Source organism: Streptomyces sp. NPDC059740 (assembly GCF_042733155.1).
GTDB lineage: Bacteria > Actinomycetota > Actinomycetes > Streptomycetales > Streptomycetaceae > Streptomyces.
This window is the reverse complement of sequence record NZ_JBHWGP010000018.1, coordinates 79,397-101,803: the sequence shown is the minus strand read 5'-3', so window position 1 is coordinate 101,803 and position 22,407 is coordinate 79,397. Positions and strand designations below refer to the sequence as shown.

15 protein-coding genes are annotated in these 22,407 nt (G+C 74.7%); 9 read left to right on the top strand and 6 right to left on the bottom strand.

Annotated elements, in window-relative coordinates; genetic code table 11:
• The first annotated feature begins 178 nt into the window (after positions 1 to 178).
• Positions 179 to 1,669: a sodium:solute symporter gene (locus tag ACFV3R_RS21210; RefSeq protein ID WP_385585105.1), complete on the top strand. Its 1,491-nt coding sequence runs from the start codon at positions 179 to 181 to the stop codon at positions 1,667 to 1,669.
• A gap of 55 nt (positions 1,670 to 1,724) precedes the next feature.
• Positions 1,725 to 3,455 carry a thiamine pyrophosphate-binding protein gene (locus ACFV3R_RS21205; RefSeq protein ID WP_385585102.1) on the top strand — a complete coding sequence of 577 codons (1,731 nt, stop codon included), beginning with the start codon at positions 1,725 to 1,727 and terminating at the stop codon, positions 3,453 to 3,455.
• A gap of 52 nt (positions 3,456 to 3,507) precedes the next feature.
• Here ACFV3R_RS21205 and ACFV3R_RS21200 read toward each other — a convergent pair whose 3' ends face one another.
• The gene (locus tag ACFV3R_RS21200) at positions 3,508 to 3,876 is read right to left on the bottom strand and encodes a 5-carboxymethyl-2-hydroxymuconate Delta-isomerase (RefSeq protein ID WP_385585100.1); all 369 of its coding nucleotides are present in this window, start codon (positions 3,874 to 3,876) and stop codon (positions 3,508 to 3,510) included.
• A gap of 251 nt (positions 3,877 to 4,127) precedes the next feature.
• Positions 4,128 to 5,174, bottom strand: a complete 1,047-nt coding sequence (locus ACFV3R_RS21195; protein ID WP_385585097.1) for an enoyl-CoA hydratase/isomerase family protein — start codon at positions 5,172 to 5,174, stop codon at positions 4,128 to 4,130.
• Positions 5,175 to 5,421: 247 nt separating this feature from the next.
• Between ACFV3R_RS21195 and ACFV3R_RS21190 the strand changes: the two genes are divergently transcribed.
• Positions 5,422 to 6,297, top strand: a complete 876-nt coding sequence (locus tag ACFV3R_RS21190; protein ID WP_385585094.1) for an SAM-dependent methyltransferase — start codon at positions 5,422 to 5,424, stop codon at positions 6,295 to 6,297.
• A gap of 507 nt (positions 6,298 to 6,804) precedes the next feature.
• Positions 6,805 to 7,110, top strand: coding sequence for a hypothetical protein (locus ACFV3R_RS21185; protein ID WP_385585092.1), 306 nt, complete (start codon positions 6,805 to 6,807; stop codon positions 7,108 to 7,110).
• 502 nt (positions 7,111 to 7,612) lie between these two features.
• Here the strand turns inward: ACFV3R_RS21185 and ACFV3R_RS21180 are convergent.
• Both ACFV3R_RS21180 and ACFV3R_RS21175 read right to left on the bottom strand, forming a co-directional pair.
• The gene (locus tag ACFV3R_RS21180; protein WP_385585089.1) at positions 7,613 to 9,283 is read right to left on the bottom strand and encodes an AMP-binding protein; all 1,671 of its coding nucleotides are present in this window, start codon (positions 9,281 to 9,283) and stop codon (positions 7,613 to 7,615) included.
• Positions 9,284 to 9,299: 16 nt separating this feature from the next.
• Complete coding sequence (locus tag ACFV3R_RS21175; protein ID WP_385585087.1) at positions 9,300 to 9,926, bottom strand: TetR/AcrR family transcriptional regulator; 627 nt, start codon at positions 9,924 to 9,926, stop codon at positions 9,300 to 9,302.
• Between the two features lie 40 nt (positions 9,927 to 9,966).
• On the opposite strand from ACFV3R_RS21175, the gene ACFV3R_RS21170 reads away from it, so the two are divergent.
• The 4 genes from ACFV3R_RS21170 (at position 9,967) to ACFV3R_RS21155 (ending at position 16,278) form a co-directional block, all read left to right on the top strand.
• Positions 9,967 to 13,224 carry a carboxyl transferase domain-containing protein gene (locus tag ACFV3R_RS21170; RefSeq protein ID WP_385585084.1) on the top strand — a complete coding sequence of 1,086 codons (3,258 nt, stop codon included), beginning with the start codon at positions 9,967 to 9,969 and terminating at the stop codon, positions 13,222 to 13,224.
• 233 nt (positions 13,225 to 13,457) lie between these two features.
• On the top strand, positions 13,458 to 15,311 hold the full coding sequence (locus tag ACFV3R_RS21165) for a glycoside hydrolase family 76 protein (protein ID WP_385585081.1): 1,854 nt from the start codon (positions 13,458 to 13,460) through the stop codon (positions 15,309 to 15,311).
• An 84-nt stretch (positions 15,312 to 15,395) separates the two neighbouring features.
• On the top strand, positions 15,396 to 16,025 hold the full coding sequence (locus ACFV3R_RS21160; RefSeq protein ID WP_385585078.1) for a DUF3887 domain-containing protein: 630 nt from the start codon (positions 15,396 to 15,398) through the stop codon (positions 16,023 to 16,025).
• Between the two features lie 34 nt (positions 16,026 to 16,059).
• Positions 16,060 to 16,278, top strand: coding sequence for a PLDc N-terminal domain-containing protein (locus ACFV3R_RS21155; protein ID WP_385585075.1), 219 nt, complete (start codon positions 16,060 to 16,062; stop codon positions 16,276 to 16,278).
• A gap of 28 nt (positions 16,279 to 16,306) precedes the next feature.
• Here ACFV3R_RS21155 and ACFV3R_RS21150 read toward each other — a convergent pair whose 3' ends face one another.
• Both ACFV3R_RS21150 and ACFV3R_RS21145 read right to left on the bottom strand, forming a co-directional pair.
• A complete protein-coding gene (locus ACFV3R_RS21150; protein WP_385585073.1) occupies positions 16,307 to 19,801 on the bottom strand; it encodes a substrate-binding domain-containing protein in 3,495 nt (1,164 codons plus the stop codon).
• Positions 19,802 to 19,997: 196 nt separating this feature from the next.
• Complete coding sequence (locus ACFV3R_RS21145; protein WP_385585070.1) at positions 19,998 to 20,957, bottom strand: polysaccharide lyase family 1 protein; 960 nt, start codon at positions 20,955 to 20,957, stop codon at positions 19,998 to 20,000.
• A 501-nt stretch (positions 20,958 to 21,458) separates the two neighbouring features.
• Between ACFV3R_RS21145 and ACFV3R_RS21140 the strand changes: the two genes are divergently transcribed.
• On the top strand, positions 21,459 to 22,400 hold the full coding sequence (locus tag ACFV3R_RS21140) for a carbohydrate ABC transporter permease (RefSeq protein ID WP_385585067.1): 942 nt from the start codon (positions 21,459 to 21,461) through the stop codon (positions 22,398 to 22,400).
• The last annotated feature ends 7 nt before the right edge of the window (positions 22,401 to 22,407 follow it).

Here is a 22,407-nt window from a genome sequence, read left to right as displayed (position 1 = left end):
AACTGGCGGAAACGTACACTTCTTCGGCCTGCTCGGCCACACCTAGGGTCGACCTCCGGGGCCGGCCCATCGCAACCGGTGGCCCGGCCCGTCACGGACCCCGCACGTCCACGCGTTGCCCCCGACCCCTGATGACGCCGCCCTCGTCCCGCCGAGCGGCCGGCGGGAAGGATGGCCCATGGCTGTCGACTACGCGGTGATCGTGCTCTACCTGGTGGGGATGCTGGGCATCGGCTGGTGGGGCATGCGCCGGGCCCGGTCCCGGGCCGACTTCCTGGTGGCCGGCCGGCGGCTGGGGCCCGCGATGTACTCGGGCACCATGGCGGCGATCGTGCTGGGCGGCGCCTCCACGATCGGCGGGGTGGGCCTGGGCTACCGCTACGGCCTCTCCGGGGCCTGGATGGTGATCACCATCGGGCTGGGGCTGCTGGCGCTCAGCGTGTTCTTCTCCGCCCGCATCGCGCGGCTGCGGGTCTACACCGTCTCCGAGATGCTGGACCTGCGCTACGGCGGGGCGGCCGGTGTGATCTCCGGGGTGGTGATGTGGGGGTACACGCTGATGCTGGCGGTGACCTCAACCATCGCCTACGCCACCATCTTCGACGTGCTCTTCGGCACCGACCGCACGCTCGCCATCGTGCTCGGCGGCGTCATCGTCGTCGCCTACTCGACGCTGGGCGGCATGTGGTCCATCACCCTCACCGACATGGTGCAGTTCGTGGTGAAGACCATCGGCGTCCTGCTGCTGCTCCTGCCGATCGCGGTGGTCAAGGCGGGCGGCTTCGCGGCGATGGCCGACCGGCTGCCCGGCGGCTACTTCTCGCCCCTGAGCATCGGCGGGCAGACCGTCTTCACCTACGTGCTGATCTACTCCTTCGGCATGCTCATCGGGCAGGACATCTGGCAGCGGGTCTTCACCGCTCGCAGCGACCGGGTGGCGCGCGGCGCGGGCACCGTGGCCGGCAGCTACTGCCTGGTCTACGCGATCGGGGGCGCCGTCATCGGCACGGCGGCCAAGGTGCTCTACCCGTCGCTGGGCAGCGCCGACGACGCGTTCGCCACGATCGTGCAGGGCACCCTGCCGGTGGGCGTACGGGGCCTGGTGCTGGCGGCGGCGCTGTCCGCGGTGATGTCGACCTCCTCGGGGGCGCTGATCGCCTGCGCGACGGTGGCCAACAACGACATCTGGTCCCGGCTGCGCTCCCGCCTCCCCGGCCGCGCCGCCGCGAAGGGCACCACCGGCGGGGAGGAGGACGAGGTGCGCGGCAACCGCCTGTTCATCCTCGTGATGGGCGCCGCGGTGATCGTCCTTGCCATCCTGGTGCACGACGTGGTGGAGGCGCTGACCGTGGCGTACAACCTGCTGGTCGGCGGACTGCTGGTGCCGGTGCTGGCAGGGCTGGTGTGGCGTCGGGGCACGGCCGCGGGCGCCATGGTGTCCATGGCCGCGGGCGGGCTGACGGTGCTGACCCTGATGGCGGTCCTGGGGCCGCTCGCCAACGAGCCGATCTACTGCGGGCTCGGCGTGTCCGTCGTGGGCTACGTCGTGGTGAGCCTGTGCACCCGCCCCACCGACGCGGCCGTCCTGGCCGCCTGGCGCGCCCGCCTCGCCGGGCAGCCCGGGACGGGCGCCGACGGACCGGAGGCGGTGGCGCACAGCCACGCCTGAGCCACCGCACCCACCCACCGCAACGCCCCCGAACCTGACCGAAAGGTGCCGCCAGATGACTCCCCCCGACGCCGCGCAGGCCGACGACTCCCGCCGCCTCGCCGCGCAGCCGGCCCCCGCCACGACCGTCCGGACCGGGGGCGACCTGGTGGTGGAGTCGCTGGCGGCACTCGGCGCGCGGACCGTCTTCGGCCTCCCCGGCCAGCACGCGCTGGGCATGTTCGACGCCCTGCGCCGCTCCGACCTGCGCTACGTGGGCCTGCGGGTGGAGAACAACGCGGGGTTCGCGGCGGACGGTTACGCGAGGGCGACGCGCGGCGCGGCTGCGCTGATGGTCTCCACCGGACCGGGCGCGCTGACGACCCTCGCGGCGCTCCAGGAGGCGGCGGCCGCCTCGGCTGCGGTGGTCGCCGTCGGCAGCCAGGTGCCGCGCGCCGGGCTGGACCAGGGACGCCACGGCTACCTGCACGAACTCACCGACCAGAGCGCCTCGTTCCGCCAGGTGGTGAAGTCGGTGCACACCGCGCGCACCGCCTCGCAGATCCCCTCCGCGCTCGCCGCCGCCTGGGAGTCGGCACTGGGCGTCCCGCACGGCCCGGTCTGGCTGGAGATCCCGCAGGACGTGCTGAGCGAGCCGGTGGACGCGCCGGTGGTCACCGCGTTGCCGGTGGCGCCCCGGACGCCGACGCCCCGCCCCGAGGTGGTGGCGGAGGCGGCCCGGCGGCTGGCGTCGGCCCGCCGCCCGGTGGTGCTGGCCGGCGGCGGCGTGGTGCGCGCGGGCGCCGAGGCGGAGCTGCTGGCCCTGGCCGAGCAGCTGTCGGCACCGGTCGCCACCACCTTCGGCGGCAAGGGCGCCTTCCCGTGGACCCACCCGCTGTCCCTGCAGTCCTGGCTGGAGGACCGCCACACCACCGACCTGCTGGGGGAGGCCGACGTCCTGCTGGTCGTGGGCTCGGGGCTGGGCGAACTCTCCTCCAACTACCACACCTTCCGGCCCCGCGGCCGGATCGTGCAGATCGAGGCGGACGCCGGGAAGCTGGAAGCCAACCACCCGGCGCTCGGGGTGCACGCGGACGCCCGTGAGGCACTCGCGGCGCTGCTGACGCACCTCCCCGCAGCACCGAGGGGCGCGGGCGGCGGGGACGGCTGGGCCGGTGACCCGAAGGCGGCGGCCCGGGTGACCGCCCTCCTGCTGGAGCGGGTGCGGGCACGGCTGGACGCCCAGGGACTGCAACTGGAGCGGCAGGTGCTCCAGGCAGTGCGGACGGCTCTGCCCGACACCGCACCGAGCTGCTGGGACATGACCGTCCTGGCGTACTGGGCCTGGTCGGCGTTCGACGCCCGCACCCCGGGCGCGATGAACTCGGCGCAGGGCGCCGGCGGCCTCGGCTACGGCCTGCCGGCGGCACTGGGCGTCGCGGCGGCCCGCGCCGAACGGGGCGAGGCGGGAGGGGTGCTGGCCGTCTCCGGCGACGGCGGGGCGATGTACTCCCTCGCGGAGCTGGCCACGCTGCGCCAGCACGACCTGCCGGTGACCTGGCTGGTGGTCGACGACGGCGGCTACGGCATCCTGCGCTCGTACATGACTCAGGCGTACGGCGAGGCCACGGCCACGGAGCTGGCGCGTCCCGACTTCGTCGCGCTGGCCCAGGCCTTCGGGGTGCCGGCGACCCGCACCACCGCGGAGCGCCTGGCGGAGGACCTGGCCGCGGCCTTCGCCGCACCGGGCCCGCACGTGGTGGTCCTCCCGGCCCGGCTGGAGATGTTCGCCCCGACCCACCTGTGACGGGCGGTGGGGCGGCGGGACGCGCCGAGGGCGCTGCCCCGGGGCGCGAGGCTCAGCGGGAGCCGCCGGCGTGCCGCAGCCGGTAGGCGCTGGTGAGGTCGCGCACCTCCACCGAGGTGACCACCTCCGCCCCGGCGCCGGTGTGCAGGTGCTTCTCCAGCAGCGTCAGCACGTCCTCGGAGAGCTGCTGCTTGAGGGCGTCGGTGCGCCCGGGCAGCAGCCCGATCTCGACGTGCACGAACGCCGGCCGGCCCGCGTCGGCCTCCCCCACGTAGGTCTCGGCGGCGGGGCGGAAGAAGGTCTTGCACACCCCGGCCGTGGCCGTCGTCTCCCGCACCACCGGATGGAGCTCCCGTACCAGCGCCGCCCGGTCGAAGACCTCGGTCAGCTGCGGCGAGTAGTCGACGGTGATATGGGGCATGGGGGACCTCTCGCCACAGGTGATTGGTTTCTACATCTACCTATGATCCTCCATGGCTTCCCGCCTCCTGCACCCGAGTGCCGGATATCACCCGTTTCGAGGGCGGGGCGCGGCTCTGACCCGGGGAGCCCGGCGCCACCGTCGCCACATGCACACGGTTGGCCACCTTCTGTCCGCGACACCGGCCCCGTCCACGTCCGGGAGTCCGGCCGCACCCGCCCCGCGCTCCCTCCGGTGCCGCGGGCCGGCGCTCAGCCGAAGTGGAGGTCGTCCCTCCCCAGGGGTGCGAAGTGCCGCTCGACCTCGGCGTCGGTGACCTCGGCGAGGTCGGCGGGCGACCAGCGGGGACGGCGGTCCTTGTCGATGATCTGGGCACGCACCCCCTCCACCAGGTCCGCAGCCGCCGAGGCCGCACACGAGACCCGGTACTCCTGCACCAGGACCTGCTCCAGGGACTCAAGGCGCCGTGCCCGTCGAAGTGCCGCCAGGGTGACCTTCAGCGCCGTCGGCGACCTGCTGAGCAGCGTCTCGGCGGCCTCCTTCGCCTCGGGTTCGCCCGAGGCGAGCAGCGACTCGACGATCTCCTCCACCGTGTCCGCGGCGTAGCAGGCGTCGATCCACCGCCGGCGGCCCGCGAGTTCACCCGGCTCGGGCTGCTGGGCGTACCTGGCGACGACCTCGGCGGCCGGCGCCCCGGCGAGGTCCGCGACCAGGCGGGGCAGGGACGCCGAGGGGACGTGGTGGTCCGCCAGTCCGCAGGCCAGGGCGTCCGCTGCGCCGACGTGCGTGCCGGTGAGGGCGAGGTGGGTGCCCAGTTCGCCGGGCGTCCGGGACAGCAGGTACGTGCCGCCGACGTCGGGGACGAAGCCGATGCCCGTCTCCGGCATGGCGATCCGCGACCGCTCGGTGACGATCCGGACGCCGCCGTGCGCGGAGACGCCGACGCCCCCGCCCATCACAATGCCGTCCATGACGGCCACGTACGGCTTGGGGTAACGCGCGATGCGGGCGTTGAGCCGGTACTCGTCACGCCAGAAGGCGGCCGAGGCCCTCCCGTCCCCGTCGCGGGCGTCGTCGTGGATGGCGCGGATGTCACCTCCCGCGCACAGCCCGCGCTCGCCGGCACCGGTCAGGACGACCGTCTCGACACCGGGGTCGTCCTCCCAGGCGGTGAGTGCCCGGTCCAGGAGGCGCACCATCTCGTGGGTGAGGGCGTTCAGCGCCCGGGGGCGGTTGAGGGTGAGGTGGCCGGCCCGGCCCGCGGTGTGCACGAGGACGGTCTCTTCGCTCGCGGTCATCCGGCCGCCTCCACCGGGTTGCAGGTCACCAGGGCGCACTTCACCGTGTCAGCACCTTCCGGGTCCGTGGACTTCGGGTCGCCGCCCATCCTCCCAGGGTGCGGGGCCCCCGCCGCGGCGGGGCCGGGACCGGTCCGCCACCGTCCCGCCCGCCCCCTGGTGGCGCAGCGGCATCGTGCCTACCATGCCCAACGGCCGATGCCCGGCTCGACGAGGAGCCGGCGCGGCGCTTACCTCGGAGGTGCCGGTGAGTACGGACGGGCAGTGGGACATCGTGACGGGGGTGGGCATCACGGCCCTGGCGGTGGCCGCCGCCAGAGCCGTGGAGACGTCCCGCCCCGCACCGCTCGTCGAGGACCCCTGGGCCGCCTCCTTCGTCACCGCGGCCGAGTCCCCCGTACCGATGCCCACCACGTCCAGGGAGGTCGACGGGGCCACGGCGACCGCGGGGGCCTGGGCGGAGATGGTCGACTACGCCGCGGTGCGCACCCGCGCCTTCGACGACCACTTCCTGCGCGCCGGCAAGGAGGGCATCACCCAGGCGGTCATCCTCGCCGCAGGGCTGGACACCCGGGCGTTCCGCCTCGACTGGCCGGCCGGGACGGTGGTCTACGAGATCGACCAGCCGAGGGTGCTCTCCTTCAAGCGCGAGGTGTTGCGGCAGGCCGGCGCGCAACCGCGGTGCGACCGCCGCCCGGTCCCCGCCGACCTGCGGGAGGACTGGGCGCGGGCACTGACCGCCGCCGGGTTCGACCCGTCCCGGCCGACCGCCTGGCTGGCCGAGGGGCTGCTGCCCTACCTGCCGGCCGGTGCCGAGCAGCGCCTGTTCCAGGAGACGCACCGCCTCTCGGCGCCGGGCAGCCATCTGGCGGCCGAGTACCTCACCGACCTGGCGGACGTGCTGGCCGACCCCAGGCTCGAACAGCCCGCAGCCGAGATGGGGCTCGAACTCACCGAGCTGCTCCACACCGACGCCCGGCCGGGCCCCGCCGACCTCCTGACCGCTCTGGGCTGGCGGACCCGCACGGTGTCCGGCTCGGAGGCAGCCGCGTCCCACGGCCGTCCGGTGTCCGCCGCCGGCATCACCGACCACGCCCACCACCTCTTCGCCCGACTCGGCTGACCGGGCCGGAGCCCGCTCCGGCCCGCCCCACGCCGACGCCTGCGATACGCCGGGGTCGAGGTGCCGTCACCGTCGCCGCACGGGGCCGGGCGGCCCGCGTGCCAGGGCTCCAGCAGCAGCTTGCCCACCGTCTCCCGGGGCTCCGGGTCCGCATGGGCCCTGCGGGGCTGCGTCGCAGCCCGTGGGGCCGGCGGGAGCGGCGCCCACTCGCGCCGGACCACGGACGCCGACTGCCCTCTTGCTCCTGACTCATCCCCACCGATAGCCTGAAAGGCTGCCCGGCGTAACGGAGTTGGTTCACGACGGGATGCTCGTCGCGACCGCGGAACCCTGGATGACGGGGGTGGGTTACCGGCGCACCCGCACCGCGGGAGCGCCCGGGCCCGGCGGCCGGCGCGCGGGCAGCAGGCAGTGGACAGCGGAAGGAGCGTGTCGCCGTGAAGTGGCGAACCCGGCCGCCCGCCCGGAAGGCCCGGGGCTGGGGGCGGCGGTTCCGAAGGGAACGAGATGTCCCGTACGGACAGGACGAAGCCGTTGTGGGTGCGCCACGCGGAACATGACCCCCAGCCGGTCCACGACCACCGCTACGGCACCTGCGACCTGCCGCCGAAGCCGACGGGTGAGGAGACCCCCACCCGCTGCCGGTGGGAGGACCCGGGGATGCTGCTGCTGGGCCGCACCTGCTGTTCGGGGTGCAACGTCCGCGCCTGCGTCAAGGAACGGCAGGAGATGGTGAAGGCCGGCAACCGCCGGGAGCGCCACGCGGCACGGCGGGCGGCCCGCCGCGCCCTCCTCGAAGGCGATGAGGGCTGACCCACCCCGCACCAGGGGCGGCTGACCGCATCGGGCTCCGGACCGGCAAAAGGCTCTGCCCCCGCCGGAAGCGACGGGGGCAGAGTCATGGGGAGCGCCGGGCAGGCCTTGCACCTGCACCTCCCCGCAGGAAGCGGGGCGTCCTTCCTTGGACCACCGACGCGAGGGACGTCACCGGAGTCCCGGCGGCGCGCTCAAGATCAACTATAGCGCACCCGGCGAGCCGTCTCCACCCCGCCGGTCCGAGGAGCTGCGACGCCGGCTGCCGCCGGGCCTTTGGGGCCCCACCTGCGGGTCTCCGCCCCCGGTCGGCCCGGCCCGCACGGGAGGCCGTGCCGGTGAGGACGGGGGTCTGCCAGTCCCGCCACGCTGCTCGATCTCCTCCCGCCGGCACGCGGGACGAGGACCCGGTTCCACCGGTGCGCGAGGGAGGGGGAGGGATGGCCCGGCGGGAAGCGGACAGCCGGCCCGCCGGCCGCACCAACCGCCACGCCCCCCACCGTCACGCGGACTCGGTCGCCCGCTCCTGGGCGCGCCGCACCAACTCCGTCTTCCGGACCTTCCCGGTGTCCGTCAACGGCAGTTCGGGCAGCACCTCGACCCGGGGGACCTTGTACGGAGCCATCGCCCCGCGCGCCCACTCCTCCACCGACGCGGCCGTGGGACGGGTGCCGGGCCTGGGGCGCACGAAGGCATAAGGCCGCTGCCCGCTCTCGCTGTCCTCGACCGCGACCACGGCGGCGGCCAGTACCTCGGGATGGTGGCCGAGCAGCGCCTCCACCTCCGAGGGGAAGACGCTCATCCCCTTGACCTTGATCATGTCCTTGCTGCGCCCCAGGTAGTACAGGGCACCGTCCTGGTCCAGCCGTCCGGTGTCGCCGGTGTGCAGCCAGCCCCCGCGCAACGCGCCCGCGGTGGCCTTCGGAGCCTGCCAGTAGCCGGACATCACCGACGGCCCGCGGAGGAGGATCTCGCCGCTCTCCCCCAGGGGGCGGGGGCGGCCCGTCGCGGGGTCCACCACCACGACCTCGGTTCCGGGCACCGGCAGGCCGCAGTAGGTCGAGCCGGGCGCGAGGTCGGCGTCACCCTGCTGGAACCCCAGGGTGTTGGTGTTGCTGGTGTGCGTCTCGGTCATGCCGTACGAGGCCTCACGCAGCACACTGTGCGCACCGGCGGCCTGCCGCCACCGGGCCCGCACCTCGGGGGTCAGCCGGCGGACGAAGGAGACGGCCAGGGGTGCGGTGAAGGAGGCGAGGCCGGGGTGGGGGAGGGCAGGGCCCGGCTCGCCCTCCAGGAGAGCCAGCAGTTCGAGGTAGTTCTCCACCGTGCCCGCCATGGTGGTCACCCGGTGCTCGACCAGTGCCCGCAGCACCGCGCGTGCGTCCCACCGCTCCAGCAGCACGCTGGTTCCCCCGCTGACCAGGGGCGCGAGGATGCCGAGGTTCTCCCCGGCTATCCAGAACAGCGGCAGGTAGCACAGCGCCACCATCTGCTCGACCACCGGCTTCGGTCCGCGTCCGGCAGCTATCGCGGCTGCCGTGTACAGCATGTGGCGCTGGGTGTGGACGCAGCCCTTGGGCAGGCCGGTCGTGCCTCCCGTGTAGTTGAGGGCGGCCGGGGCGTCGAGGTCGTCGGCGACGCGGGGGTGCGGCGGGTGGGCCAGGGCGGCCGGCCACTCCTCGTCGGCCAGCACCTCCCGCACCCCGGTGTCCGCCCGCACCCGGGTCACCCCGGGGGCCAGGGCGTCGTCGGTGACGACCATGCAGGCTCCCGAGTCCCGCAGTTCGTGGCGGAGTTCGGCGCTGCGGAACATCGGGTTCACCGGCACGTGCACCGCGCCCAGCCGCAGGACCGCGAGCATCGCCACCACGAAGCGTTCGCCGCCCGGCAGCAGCACCGCCACCCGGTCGCCCGGGCGCACCCCGCGGGAGTCCAGCCACCCGGCCAAGGCGGCCACCCGCTCGTCCAGTTCGCGGTAGGTGAGAGTGCCGCGACCGGTGACGAGGGCGGGCCTGGAGGGGCTGACCCGGGCCCAGTGGCCGATCAGGGCCGGCAGCGGTGTCGCGGGGGTCCCGGTGCGGGACGGCTGACGGCCCTCCCGCGCCCTCGACCAGCGCACGCGCAGGTCGGCGAGGTGCTCCTCCAGCAGGTCCGGTGTGTGACGTGCGCTCATGTGCGGCTCCCACTCCTCACGGTGTCGGCTCCACCCCCAGCAGGTGGAGGTACATGGCGGTGACGTCCCGGACCGCCCCCTCGTGCGCGGCCGGGTCGGCGGCCACCAGACGGGCGAACTGGACGCTCATGCCGCCCACCGCCCGTGCCACGGCCAGCGGTTCGGCCACGGGGCGGATCGTCCCGGCGTCCCGCAGCCGGCGGATCCAGCGCGCGGCACGGCGTACCGGACGCTCCTGGATCTCCTCCCACACCGCGGCCAGCTCCGCGTCGTGCTGTGCCTGCTGCTCCACCAGCCGCAGCAGCGGAAGGTGCGCGGCGTAGGCGGTGACGAAGGCTGCGGTGGACGCCCGTGCGACCGCCCGCACGTCCGCGGTGTCCACCCCCGGCACGTCCTGTGCCGCCAGGAAGTCGTCCCGGGTGCGAGCCGCCAGCACCGCGAACACCTCCTCCTTGGAGGCGAAGTACACGTAGAAGCCGGCGCGTGAGAGGCCCGCGCCCGCGGCGATGCCGGCGACCGTCGCGGAGCCGTACCCCAGCCGCGCGAAGACCTCCTCGGCCGCGTCCAGGAGGCGCCCGCGTACCGCCGTCTCGCTGCGGTCGCGGGCGGTGCGCGTGGTCCAGGCCCGCCCGGTGCGTGTCACGGGGGCGAGCATATTGACGTTGACGTCAGTGTCAATGAGCATGACGAAGCCGGCATCCGTCGAGGGAGCCGCCCCGCACCCGTCATCGGAGGAGCCCATGGGCGTGAGCGCCGTCCTGATCGCCAACCGCGGTGAGGTGGCCGTGCGGGTGGCCCGCGCCGCCGCCGAGACGGGACTGCGCGCCGTCGCCGTCCACACCGCCGACGAGGCGGACGCCGTCCACGTCGAGCGGGCCGACGAGGCCGTGGCCCTGCCCGGCACGGGCGCCGCCGCCTACCTGGACGCCGACGCCCTGGTCTCCGCGGCCCTCGCCACCGGCTGCACCCTGCTCCACCCCGGCTACGGCTTCCTGAGCGAGAGCGCGGACCTGGCCCGGCGCTGCGCCGAGGCGGACCTCACCTTCGTCGGACCGTCCCCCGAGACCCTGGAGCTCTTCGGGGACAAGACCCGCGCCCGGGCGCTGGCCGCCGAACTCGGCGTGCCCGTCCTCCCCGGCACCCGCGGGCCGACGAGCCGGGAGGAGGCGCACGCCTTCCTGGCAGGTCTCGGCCCGGGCGGCGCGGTCATGGTCAAGGCGCTCTCCGGTGGTGGTGGCCGGGGGACCCGGCCGGTGGGCGATCCCGGGGCGCTGGAGGCGGCCTGGGAGCGGTGCGCCGCGGAGGCGAGGGCCGCGACCGGCGAAGACGCCCTCTACGTCGAGGAGTTGGTCACCGGGGCCCGTCACATCGAGGTGCAGGTGCTCGGTGACGGCACGGGGGCCGTCTCCCACCTGTGGGAGCGCGACTGCAGTGTCCAGCGCCGCCGCCAGAAGCTCGTGGAGATCGCGCCCGCGCCCGACCTGGACCCCGGGGTGCGCCAGAGGCTGCTGGACCACGCCCTGCGGATGGCCCGCGCCGTCCGGTACGCGGGCGTGGGGACCTTTGAGTTCCTGGTCCGCGGCGAGAGGTGCCACTTCCTGGAGGCCAACCCCCGTCTGCAGGTGGAGCACACCGTCACCGAGGAGGTCACCGGCGTCGACCTGGTCGCCACCCAACTCCGGCTGGCCCTGGGCGACTCGCTGTCCGCGCTCGGGCTCGACGGGCCCCCGCCGCCACCGCGCGGCCACGCCCTCCAGGCACGCGTCAACGCCGAGACGACGCAGGCCGACGGAACGGTGCGGCCCGCCGGGGGGCGGCTCACCCGGTTCGAGCCGCCCAGTGGTCCCGGCATACGGGTGGACACCGCCGTGCGGACGGGCAGCGAGATCGGTACCCACTACGACCCGCTGCTCGCCAAGATCGTCGCCCACGCGCCCTCCGGCGGCCTGGACGCGCTCCGCACCCGCGCCCTGCGGGCCCTGGCCGAGTGCACGGTCGAGGGTGTCGCCACCGGCATCGGCCTGCTGACGGCCGTCCTGAACGACCCGGCGTTCACCGCCGCCCAGGTCACCACCCACTTCGTCGAGGACCGCCTCGCCACCTGGGCCCCCGCCGAGCCGCCGCCGGGTCCCGGGGCCGGGGGCCGGATCACCGCGCCCACCGCCGCCACGGTCGTCGGCGTCGACGTGGCGGTCGGACAGGAAGTGCCCGCCGGACACCAGCTGTTCGTGCTGGAGGCCATGAAGATGGAGCACCCGGTGACCGCACCGGCCGCCGCGGTCGTGCGCGAGGTGTGCGTCCGGGTCGGGGAGAATGTCAGCGAGGGCCGTCTGCTGGCCGAACTCACCCTCACCGGCGACGAGTCCGGCGTCCAGGACACGGTCACGGAGGTCGACCTCGACACCGTGCGGCCCGACCTGGCCGAGGTGCTCGACCGTCACGCGGCCGGTCTCGACGCCCACCGGGTCGAGGCGGTCGAGCGCCGCCACCGCGCCGGGCGGCGTACCGCCCGCGAGAACCTCGCCGACCTGTGTGACGAAGGCAGCTTCACCGAGTTCGGGGCGCTGGCCGTCGCCGCCCAGCGCCGCCGCCGCCCGCTGGCGGAGCTGCGGCGCGACACGCCCGCGGACGGCATGGTCACCGGGACCGGCAGGGTGGACGGCCGGGCGGTCGTCGCGATGTCCTACGACTACACCGTCCTGGCCGGCACGCAGGGACTGAACAACCACCGCAAGACCGACCGCATGCTGCACCTGGCAGCGCAACGCCGCCTCCCCGTCGTGCTGTTCGCCGAGGGCGGCGGCGGCCGGCCGGGGGACACCGACACCACCTCGGTGGCCGGACTCGACGTCACCACCTTCCGCTCGATGGCGCGACTCAGCGGCCGGGTGCCGCTGGTGGGCATCGCCTCCGGCCGCTGTTTCGCCGGCAACGCCGCGCTGCTGGGCTGCTGCGACGTGGTGATCGCCACGCCGGAGGCGACCATCGGCATGGGAGGTCCGGCGATGATCGAGGGCGGTGGCCTGGGCAGCTACCGGCCCGAGGAGGTCGGCCCGCTCTCGGTGCAGGTGCCCAACGGCGTGGTGGACGTGGCGGTGCCCGACGAGGCGGCGGCCGTCGCCACCGCCCGCCGCTACCTCGGCTACTTCCAGGGGCCGCAGGCCGACTGGCAGGCCCCCGACCCACGCCGGCTGCGGCACGTCGTCCCCGGGAACCGACGGCGCGCCTACGACGTCCGCCACGCGATCGAGGGGATCGCCGACACCGGCTCGGTCCTCGCGCTGCGCCCGGAGTTCGGCGTCGGGGTGCACACCGCCCTGGTCCGCATCGAGGGCCGCCCGCTGGGCCTGGTCGCCAACAACCCCGGCCATCTCGGCGGCGCCGTCGACCGGGACGCCGCCGACAAGGCCGCGCGCTTCCTCCAGCTCTGCGACGCCTTCGGCCTGCCCGTCCTCTCGCTGTGCGACACCCCCGGCTTCATGGTCGGCCCCGACAGCGAACGCACCGCCACCGTCCGCCACTTCTCCCGGCTGTTCGTGGCCGGGGCGCACCTGCGGGTGCCGCTGGTGGCGCTGGTGCTGCGCAAGGCGTACGGACTGGGCGCCATGGCGATGATGGGCGGCTCCACCCGGGCGCCGCTGGCCACCGCGGCCTGGCCGACCGGCGAGTTCGGTGGAATGGGGCTGGAGGGCGCGGTGCGGCTCGGCTACCGCAAGGAGCTCGCGGCCGTCGCCGACCCCGCCGAGCGGGACCGCCTCTTCGCCGCGAAGGTCGCCGGACTCCACGAGCAGGGCAAGGCCGTCAACGCCGCCGAGGCGCTGGAGATCGACGCCGTCATCGACCCGGCCGACTCCCGGGCCTTCGTCCTCGCCGCGCTCGACGGCCACCGGCAGGACGAGCCCCCCGAGCCCGGCCGCCGTGGTTTCGTCGACACCTGGTGAGCCGCCCGGGACGCCGACGCGCGGTGGTGGGCACCGCAACGGCGTCCCGCCCCACCGCGGTGGCCCCCGCCCGCCCGGTCGGCGGTCCCGTCGTCCGTCCCGTCATGTCGCGCGCGCGGGATTGACGGGACATGACAACGGTGTCTCAATGCCGGGGACACCGCAGCGACCCGCCCGAGGAGCCACCGGGGCGTGCGCCACGCGGGCCACCTCGGGACGACGGGAGCTGACCGTTGCGGAACCGAAGAGTCCTGCTCGCCCTGGGCGTCGCCGTCGCCCTGCTGCTGGCGGTGGCCGCTCCCGCCGGGGCCGCGACGCGCCCCCGCGCCACCGCCGCCACCGTCTGCTCCCTCCACTGCGACACCCTCGACCCCTCCCGGGCCGGGCAGGAAGGCTTCCCCGTACCCACCGTCACCGAGAACGGCGCGAGCATCCGCCTGCACGTCTCGGACGCCGACGGCATGGGCTGGGCCAGCATCGACGACGCGGCGACCGGTGAGGCGGTGTGGCTGGACCGCTCCTGGGACGGCGGCACCACCTGGGAGGGCCTGCTGGGCAAGGCGTCCGTGCCCGCCACCTGGACCGGTACGCGCACCCTCATGTACAACCTCTACGACCCCGCCCACCACCGCCGGGCCCTGCTGCGGGCCTGCGGTGACGCCCAGGGGGTCGCCTGCACCCAGTGGGCCTACCCCAAGGTGTGCGGCGCCCGCTGCGACGGGGCCGCGGCGGGAACCGGCCGGGGCGACACCCGGCCCGTGCCCGCGACGACGCTCCAGGGGCGGGAGATCGCCCTCCACGTCGACGGCGACGGCATGGCCTGGGCCACGCTCGCCCAGGGCGCACCCGGGGACGAGGTCTGGCTGGACCGCTCCTGGGACGCCGGCACCAGTTGGCCCGACGGCTCCTCGCTGGGCCGCACCGCCGTCCCCGCCGGCGCGGCCTCCGCCACCACCGGCGAGTACGCCACCGACGACGCCCGGGGGCTGCTCTACGGCGGCGCGGTGCGGGCCTGCGGGCGTGCGGTGACAGGGCAGAACGGCAGCTGCACCTCCTGGGCCCGGCCCGCCACCTCCCGCAGCGCCGCGGCCGCCGACGCCCTGATGTGGTCCTACGACCCGGACACCGCCTACTGGGACTCCAGCTGGTGGAACTCCGCCGTGGCCCTGGCCACCGTCGTGGACTACATGCGGCAGACCGGCGACACCCGCTACTCCTGGATCGTCCGCCGCACCTTCGACGTCAACAAGGCGGCCTTCCCGGCCGGCGCCCGCAGCTCCGACCCGATCGAGGGCGACTTCATCAGCCGGGCCACCGACGACTCCGAGTGGTGGGCGCTGGCCTGGATCGACGCCTACGACCTCACCGGCGACACCGCCTACCTCGACGAGGCCCGCACCATCGCCGACTACGTCCAGGGCTACTGGGACACCGGCACCTGCGGGGGCGGAGTGTGGTGGGACCGCGAACGCACCTACAAGAACGCGGTCACCAGCGGTCTCTACCTGCGCATCGCGGCGGAGCTCCACAACCGCATCCCCGGCGACACCCAGTGGCTGGACCGGGCGCGCACCGGCTGGAACTGGTTCACCTCCTCCGGCCTGATCAACTCCTCCGGGCTGGTCAACGACGGACTGACCTCCTCCTGCACCAACAACGGCCAGACGGTGTGGAGTTACAACCAGGGCCTGGCGATCGGCGCCGGCGTCGAGGTCTGGCGCGCCACCAGGGACGACAGCGTCCTGGCCACCACCCGTCACCTCGCCGACGCGGCCCTCGCCTCGCCCCAGCTGACCACCGACGGCGTCCTCACCGAGTCCTGCGACCGGCCCACCGCTACTTGCGACGACAACGCCAAGCAGTTCAAGGGCGTCTTCCTGCGCTATCTCCAGGACCTCGACAGCGTCACCGGTGGCGCCTACCGGGACTTCGCCACCCGCCAGGCGGAGGCCGTGTGGACCAAGGACCGCGACTCCCTCAACCGGCTCGGCGTCCGCTGGTCCGGCCAGTCCTCCACCGACCACCCCAACGTCCGTGACTGGCGCACCCAGGCGAGCGCCCTGAGCGCGCTGCTCGCCGCGGAGTGAGGCAGGGGCGCCCGCAGCTCCGGCGCCCGAAAGGCCTGTCAAGGAAACCTTGACGCGGCGAGGTTGTAAAGGCATCGTTTACGTGTGGCTGACGCACCGAGGACCCTGAGCGCACTGAGTGTTCTGCTGGCCGAACGCGCCGCGGACCTGGCACAGGCGATCGGCGACCCGCTCTCGCCGCCCGACTACCTGGCCCTGGTCCGGCGCTCGCGGGACGTCGACGGCCTGGCCGAGCAGGTCCTCAGGCTGAGCGTGCAGCAGTGCCGGGACGCCGGCCACACCTGGCAGGAGATCGGGGACCTGCTGGGAGTCACCCGCCAGGCCGCCTTCCAGCGGTTCGGCAAGCCCATCGACCCCCGGACGGGAGAACCCATGGACAAGACGGTGCACATGGCCGACGCCGCGGAACGCGCCGCCGACATCGTCACCGCGGTACTGGAGGGCCGCATGGACGAGGCCAGGCCGTCCTTCAACGACCAGGTCCTGGAGGCCTTCACCGACGAGGTGCGCGACAGCGGTATGGCCACCGTCGCCGGCCTCGTCGGCGCCTATGAGGGCTTCGCCGAGGGGGAGCCGTTCGTCCGGCGGGTCGGGGACTTCACGGTCGTCGACATCCCCCTGCGGTACGAGGCGGGCGAGATGAAGGCCCGAGTCGCCTTCGACGCCGACGAGAAGGTCGCCGGGGTCTTCGTCGTCCCACCCGAGACCCCGTGAACTGGGCACCGCCCGCGCCAGGCCGGGCCCCCGCATGACGACGGCCGACGCCCTCAGTCCCGACCCGTCCACCCCGTGGCTCGCGATCGTGCCGCTGATCGCCCTCCTCCCCGCCGTCTGCTGCATGGCCGACATCGCCCGGCACCCCGGCACGCGGAACCTGACCCCGCAGGTCTGGCTCGCCCTCTGCGCGTTCGGGAACGTCTTCGGACTCCTGGCCTACCTCAGGTTCGGGCGGGACGAGGACCGGTAGGCCGGTGTCCGCGGCGGCGCGACGCGCCTCAGGAGGCGCGCCGGTACACGTGCGGCGCGACCCCCGTCACCTTGCGGAACACCCGGCTGAAGTACGCCCGGTCCTGGAAGCCGACGGCGCGCGCCACGGCCTGGACGCTGTCGTCGCTCTCCCGCAGCCGTTCCTTGGCCCGCTGCACCCGCAGCCGGGTCAGGTACTCCCAGAGCGTCACCCCGAGCCTGCGGTGGAAGAGCCGGCCGAGGTGGTGTTCGCTCACGCCCACCGCCCGCGCGATCTGGCCGCGGGAGACCTGCTGCCGGTAGTGCCGCTCCAGGTACACCAGGGCGTGCCGCACCGGGTCGTGGGCGCGGTGCGTGGCCGCCTCACCGTGCTCCCGGACCATGGCCGCGACCAGTCCGCTCAGCTCCTGGTCGGAGAGGATGCCGAGCCCCAGCAGCACCAGCGCCGGGTAGGCGTCCGCGCGCCGGGCGTCCTCGGCCGTGAAGCCGCGGCTGCTGACCATCAGCACCGGCACCGCCGGGCGGTCGGGCCGGGCCCCGGCGTACAGCCGCTCCACCACGTCGAAGCCCGGTGCGCCCGGCAGTTCCCTGCCCACCACCAGGAGGCCGGGCTCCTCCGCGCCGACCAGGTCGGTCGCGCCGGCGCCGTCGGAGACGGTGCGCACCACGCGGGCGGGCAGCGCCGCCGCCACCAGCCGGCGCATCCGCTCCCGCTCCGCCTCCCGCCCCAGCGCGACCACCACCGGACGGGCCAGGTCCGGTGGCGGGCGCAGCCGCTCCACGGCCTGTGCCAGCCCGGCTCCGGACACCGGCCCGTACAGCAGGAACGGCGTGTGCCGGTAGGCGGGTCGGCCGACCAGCCGGTGCAGCACGGTCCAGGGCTGCGGCACCGGTCCTGCGGCGTCCCAGGCGACGGCGGAGGGCGGCGCCCCGTCCAGCAGCGGCGCCGGGTCCTCCTCCGGCCGCAGCCGGTGCACGGCCAGGCCCTGGGCGCGCCCGACCTCGGCGACCTCTGCCGGCACCTCGGCGCCCACCGCGAGCAGCGGCCGGCCGCCGCCGGCAAGGGTGTGGCAGCTCGGTTCGGCGGGCGTGGGCAGCGGCAGGTCGAGGCGGAAGGCCGGCGCCCCGGCACAGCGGCACAGCGACACCGAGCCGCCGTGCAGGACGGCCAGACGGCGGGCGACGGCAGGCCCCCAGCGCATCATCGGGGCTTCGGCCAGGAACGGTTCGAAGAGGTCCTCGTCCGTACCGCTCGGCGCGGCGGCCGGCAGCCGCAGGGCGGGGCCGGTGATCCGGACGGACAGTACGGGCGGCCGCACCTCGGCGGTCAGGGAGCAGCGGGCCGCCGCCTCCGCGTCCGAGCCGGCCGCCGCGGCGAGCAGATGCAGGAGGATCTGCCGCAGCCGGGCCGCGTCCCCGCAGATCGCCGGGAGCCTCGACGGCACCCGCAGCGCCCCGTCGCCGGTGGCCGGTGCGGCGGCGGGTGCCGCCTCCGGCTCCCGGTGGCCCTGCCGGGCCGCTTCGAACGCCGTCACCAGCAGGGGGCGCGGGTCGAGCAGCTCACGGTCCAGGTCCAGCGCGTCGATCTCGGACCGGGAGAGGTCCAGCAGTCCGTCGACGAGGTCGAGCAGCCGGGCCGCCTCGCGCCGGGCGGCCGAGGCGGCGTCGCCCTCCACCGCCCGGACGTGGTGCAGGATGCGCTCGACGGGGGTGCGTAGTTCGTCGGTGGCGTTGTCCAGGAGCCGGGACTTGAGCCGGTTCGCCTGCTCGGCCGCGTCCCGGGCCCGGCGCAGCTCCTCGTAGCCGCGGACCCCCTTCAGGGCCGCACCGACCTGGTCGCCCAGGGCGCGGCACGCTCCGCCGCGCCGGCCTGCGGCCGGGTGGCCGGTGACGTCGAAGAGGGCGAAGCCCAGGTGCTCCGGGCCCAGCCGGAAGTCCTCGGCGACCGTGACGGCGGGCCGGTCGCGGTCCGGCAGCAGGGCGCCGGGGTGCGGCGGTGTCGCCGCGGTGGGCGCCGTCGGCTCCTCGCCCGGCACCTCGTGCACCAGCGGCGGGCCGCCGGAGGTGCCGGGCGGGTAGAGCGCCAGGCGGCAGCCGCGCACCCCGGTCCGGGGCAGGTGGCGGGTCAGCGCCGCCACCAGGCCGTCCACGTCCACCACCGTGGTCAGGTCGGTCCCCAGGGCACGCAGCCGGCGGGCGTCCTGCTCGTCGGCCCAGCGCTCGTACTCCAGCCTCCGCCGGTCCCGTTCGGCCACCGCCGACCGGGCGTCGGCCAGCAGTCGTTCGGCGGACAGCAGCCGTTCGGCCGGCACCACCCGGGCCAGCGTGGAGCGGACGGCGAGCAGTGCCTCGTCCCAGCGGCGGGCGTCCTCCCCGGTCCGCACCGCACGGCCGACCACGCTCTCCAGCAGCGGCAGGAACCCGCCCGGCGGCACCCACGGTTGCAGCGTCAGGTCGGCCCGGAAGGCGTCGGCAAGGGCGTCGGCGGAGGCCGGGCAGCGGGCGAACACCGCCCGCAGCGAGTCCGGTCCACTCCTCGGCGGTGGCCAACCGGGCGGGGCGGGACGGTCCGTCGTGCCCCTGGCCACCTGCCCGCCGCGGGCGGCGAGCGCCGGGTGGCAGCCGCAGGAGCGGCGCACCACGAGCCGGCCGGGCACCACGGTCCGCGCCGGCGGCGGCGCCCCCTGCAACCGGGCGAGCAGGGTGTCCACGGCCAGTGCCCCGAGGTCGGCGAAGGGCAGTGAGACGGAGGTGAGCGGCGGGTCGGCCAGCCGCGCCTCGGGGGAGTCGTTGAAGCTGACCACCGCGACGTCCTCGGGCACCCGCACCCCGCGTTCGGTCAGGGAGCGCAGCGCGTCGGCGGCCAGGACGTCGCTGGAGACGACGAGGGCGTCGAAGTCCCGTCCGGGACGCAGCCCGCGCACGTCGAGGAGGGCCCGGACCGCCCACGCCCCCGCGCCGCCGCCGAACCCCGGGCCGCCGACGACCAGGGAGCGGTCCAGGGGGATGCGGTGGCGGGAGAGGGCGCGGGTGTAGGCGCGGTAGCGGTCCAGCGGCACGGGGTTGTCGGAGGGGCCGCGCAGGAAGGCGGGGCGGGTGCGGCCGTGCACCTCGACCAGGTGGCCGACGGCCTCGCGCACGCCCGGGTCGCTGTCGATGCGCAGCGTCTCGTGGTCGCCCAGGGCCTGGTTGAGGCTGACCACGGGGAGCGGGCCGAGGCGGTGCAGCAGCTCCTCGGTGGCGCGGCCGGCGGCCGTCAGGCCGAGGGTGGAGGTCCAGCAGATCACCCCGTCGAGGGCGCCGGCCGCGAGCAGTTCGGCCAGGGCGCCGCGGGGCCCGGCGGGGGACTGGCCGACGGGGAAGGCCACCACGTCGGCGTCGGCCCGCTCGGCGGCGGCGACCGTCCCGGCCCACAGGGTGACGCCCACTCCGAAGTGGATGTTGTCGGTGACCAGGCCCAGCCTGGGGCGGTGCGGGGGCTGCGCGGCCCCCTGCCGTCCGGGGGCGGTGCTGGGGTCCGCCATCTGCCGCCTCGTCCGTCCGGTGCGGTGCGGTTCCGGGCCGCCTCCCGGCTCCCGTGGGACCGTGAACGATAACGGCGCCCGCCCGCCCGGACAAGAGCCGGTGAACCACCGGTTCGCCGGGCGGCCGGGCCGCCGCGGGCCGGGACCGGCCGCGCGCCCGCGTGGGCGGGGCGGGCCGGCCGGTCCCGGTCGCAGGTCAGATCTTGCCGACCCCGGCGCCCGCGGTCACCAGCGACTTGACGGTGGAGGCGCTGTCCGCCGTGTAGCTGTAGGGGATGGCGGCGACGGTGCCGCCGGCCTCACCGCTGCCGGAGTTGACGAAGTAGTTGTTCCTCGCCGCCAGGGCGCCCGGGTCGGAGGCCGCCTCACCGCGGTGGAAGGGGTCCTCGGTGTTCTCGAAGTAGTTGCCCTCCACCAGCACGCCGGCGTTCTCGGTGGAGGCGACGCCGTAGGAGCCGATGTCCGAGAAGTAGTTGTTGAGCACGTGCACCGGGTTGCCGAACCGGACCCGCGGGTTGCGCTGGGTGGTGCCCTCGAACCAGTTGTGGTCGTAGGTCACGTGCAGCTTCCCGGTGTCCTCCGAGGCGTTGCTGTCCGAGTGCCCCAGGAGCATGTTCTTGTCCTGGTCGTGCATGCGGTTCCAGGAGACGGTGACCAGGTCGGAGCCGTGCTTGATGTCGATGCCGCCGTCGTAGGCGTCGGAGACGTCGTTGTGGTCGATCCAGACGTGGCTGGAGTACTGGACGTTGATGTCGTCGTCGTCCGAGCCGCTGACGGTGAGGTTGCGGATGATGACGTTGGAGACCTTGCTGACGTTCAGGCCGGATCCGGTGATCTTCCCCGAGGTGCCGACGCCAACGACCGTCTTGTTCCCGGCCACCTTCGTCATGTCGTCCAACTTGATGGTCCCGGCCACCTTCACGGTCAGCGGCTCGTCGCTCTGGACGGCCGCGGTGAAGGCGTCCGCGTCGGAGACGGTGACGGTGTCGCCGCCCGCACCTCCGGTGGTGCCCGCGCCGTAGCCGATGGGGGAGGAGGCGGCTGCCCGGGGGGCGGCCGGCCGGGCGTCGGCGGCGGCCGCGCCGCCTAAGGTCACAGCGGCCACCAGGGTCACCGCGGCGCCGACCAGTTCGTACCGTGCGCTCGTCCTGCGCATGGGGATCTCCGTCCGTGAGGGGGATGGGCATGCGGAATCTCATGCCATGCACCTGACATGTTTGGCATGAGTGGGGGCCGCGCGGCCGGCTCAGCAACGATGCTAGGGCGCCCGATGTGGACGATGGGGGGCGCCGTGTGGACTATTCCGCGCGCCCCTCGCCCGGCCGGACGATCACTCCTAACGTCACGGTGCGGGCTGTGGGCAAGGGGCCGGCGGGCGCCCGCCGGCCCGGTGTTCGGGCCCCCGAACGTCCCGTTGACGAGCCCGGAACCGCCTCCTACATTCAACCCGCCCCGAACCGGTCCACCCCGTGGAGGAGCCGAGGTGCACCCCTGACGTCCGAGTGGCCGGGGCACGTCCCCCGGGGAAGCCGCCCCCATACGTCCGGACCTCACGCCGGGCCGGCCGGCACCCACCGGTGCCACGCCCCGCCCGCCCCGCCGTCCGCCGACGGGACCGCACCCGCCCGAGCGCACCGACCGAGAACGGAGAGCAGTCATGGCCCAAGCCGCAGCCGTGGCGCAGCAACCCCCGCCCACCCGGCGGCGACGCACCGACGGCACCTCCCGCCGGCTGCCCTACCTGCTCATCGCCCCCGGGGCGCTGCTGATGCTGGCCTTCATCGCCTACCCCCTGCTCAGCGTCTTCTACTACAGCCTGCGCGACTACAACCCCACCAAGCCCTGGCGCAACGGGTTCGCGGGACTGGGCAACTTCACCCACGCCTTCACCGCCGACCCGCAGTTCTGGGACTCCCTGACCTTCAGCCTCAAGTGGGTGCTCGTCGAGGTGGCGCTGCAACTGCTCCTCGGCCTCGGCCTCGCCCTGCTCGTCAACCAGACCTTCGTCGGCCGGGCCGTCGGCCGCGCGCTGGTGTTCTCACCGTGGGCCGTCTCCGGAGTCCTCACCTCCGTCATCTGGGTGCTGCTCTACAACTCCCAGACCGGCATCAGCCGTTACCTCGCCGACCTCGGGATGGGCGACTACGGCACCTCGTGGCTCTCCGACACCGCCACCGTCTTCCCCGCCGCCGTCGTCGCCGACCTGTGGCGGGGCGTGCCGTTCTTCGCCATCCTCCTCCTGGCCGACCTCCAGTCCGTCCCCCGCGACCTGTACGAGGCGGCCGGCGTGGACGGCGCCGGACGGCTGCGCCAGTTCCGGCACATCACCCTCCCGCACCTGCGGGACGCCATCGTGCTCTCCACCCTGCTGCGCGCGGTGTGGGAGTTCAACAACGTCGACCTCCTCTACACCCTCACCGGCGGCGGCCCCGCGGGCGAGACCACCACCCTGCCGCTGTACATCGCCAACACCGGCGTCGACGCCCACGACTTCGGCTACGCCTCCGCCCTGACCACGGTGGCCTTCGTGATCCTCCTGTTCTGCTCCATCGGCTACCTGCGGCTGAGCAGGTTCGGCGGACAGGAGGAGGAGAAGTGAGCACCGC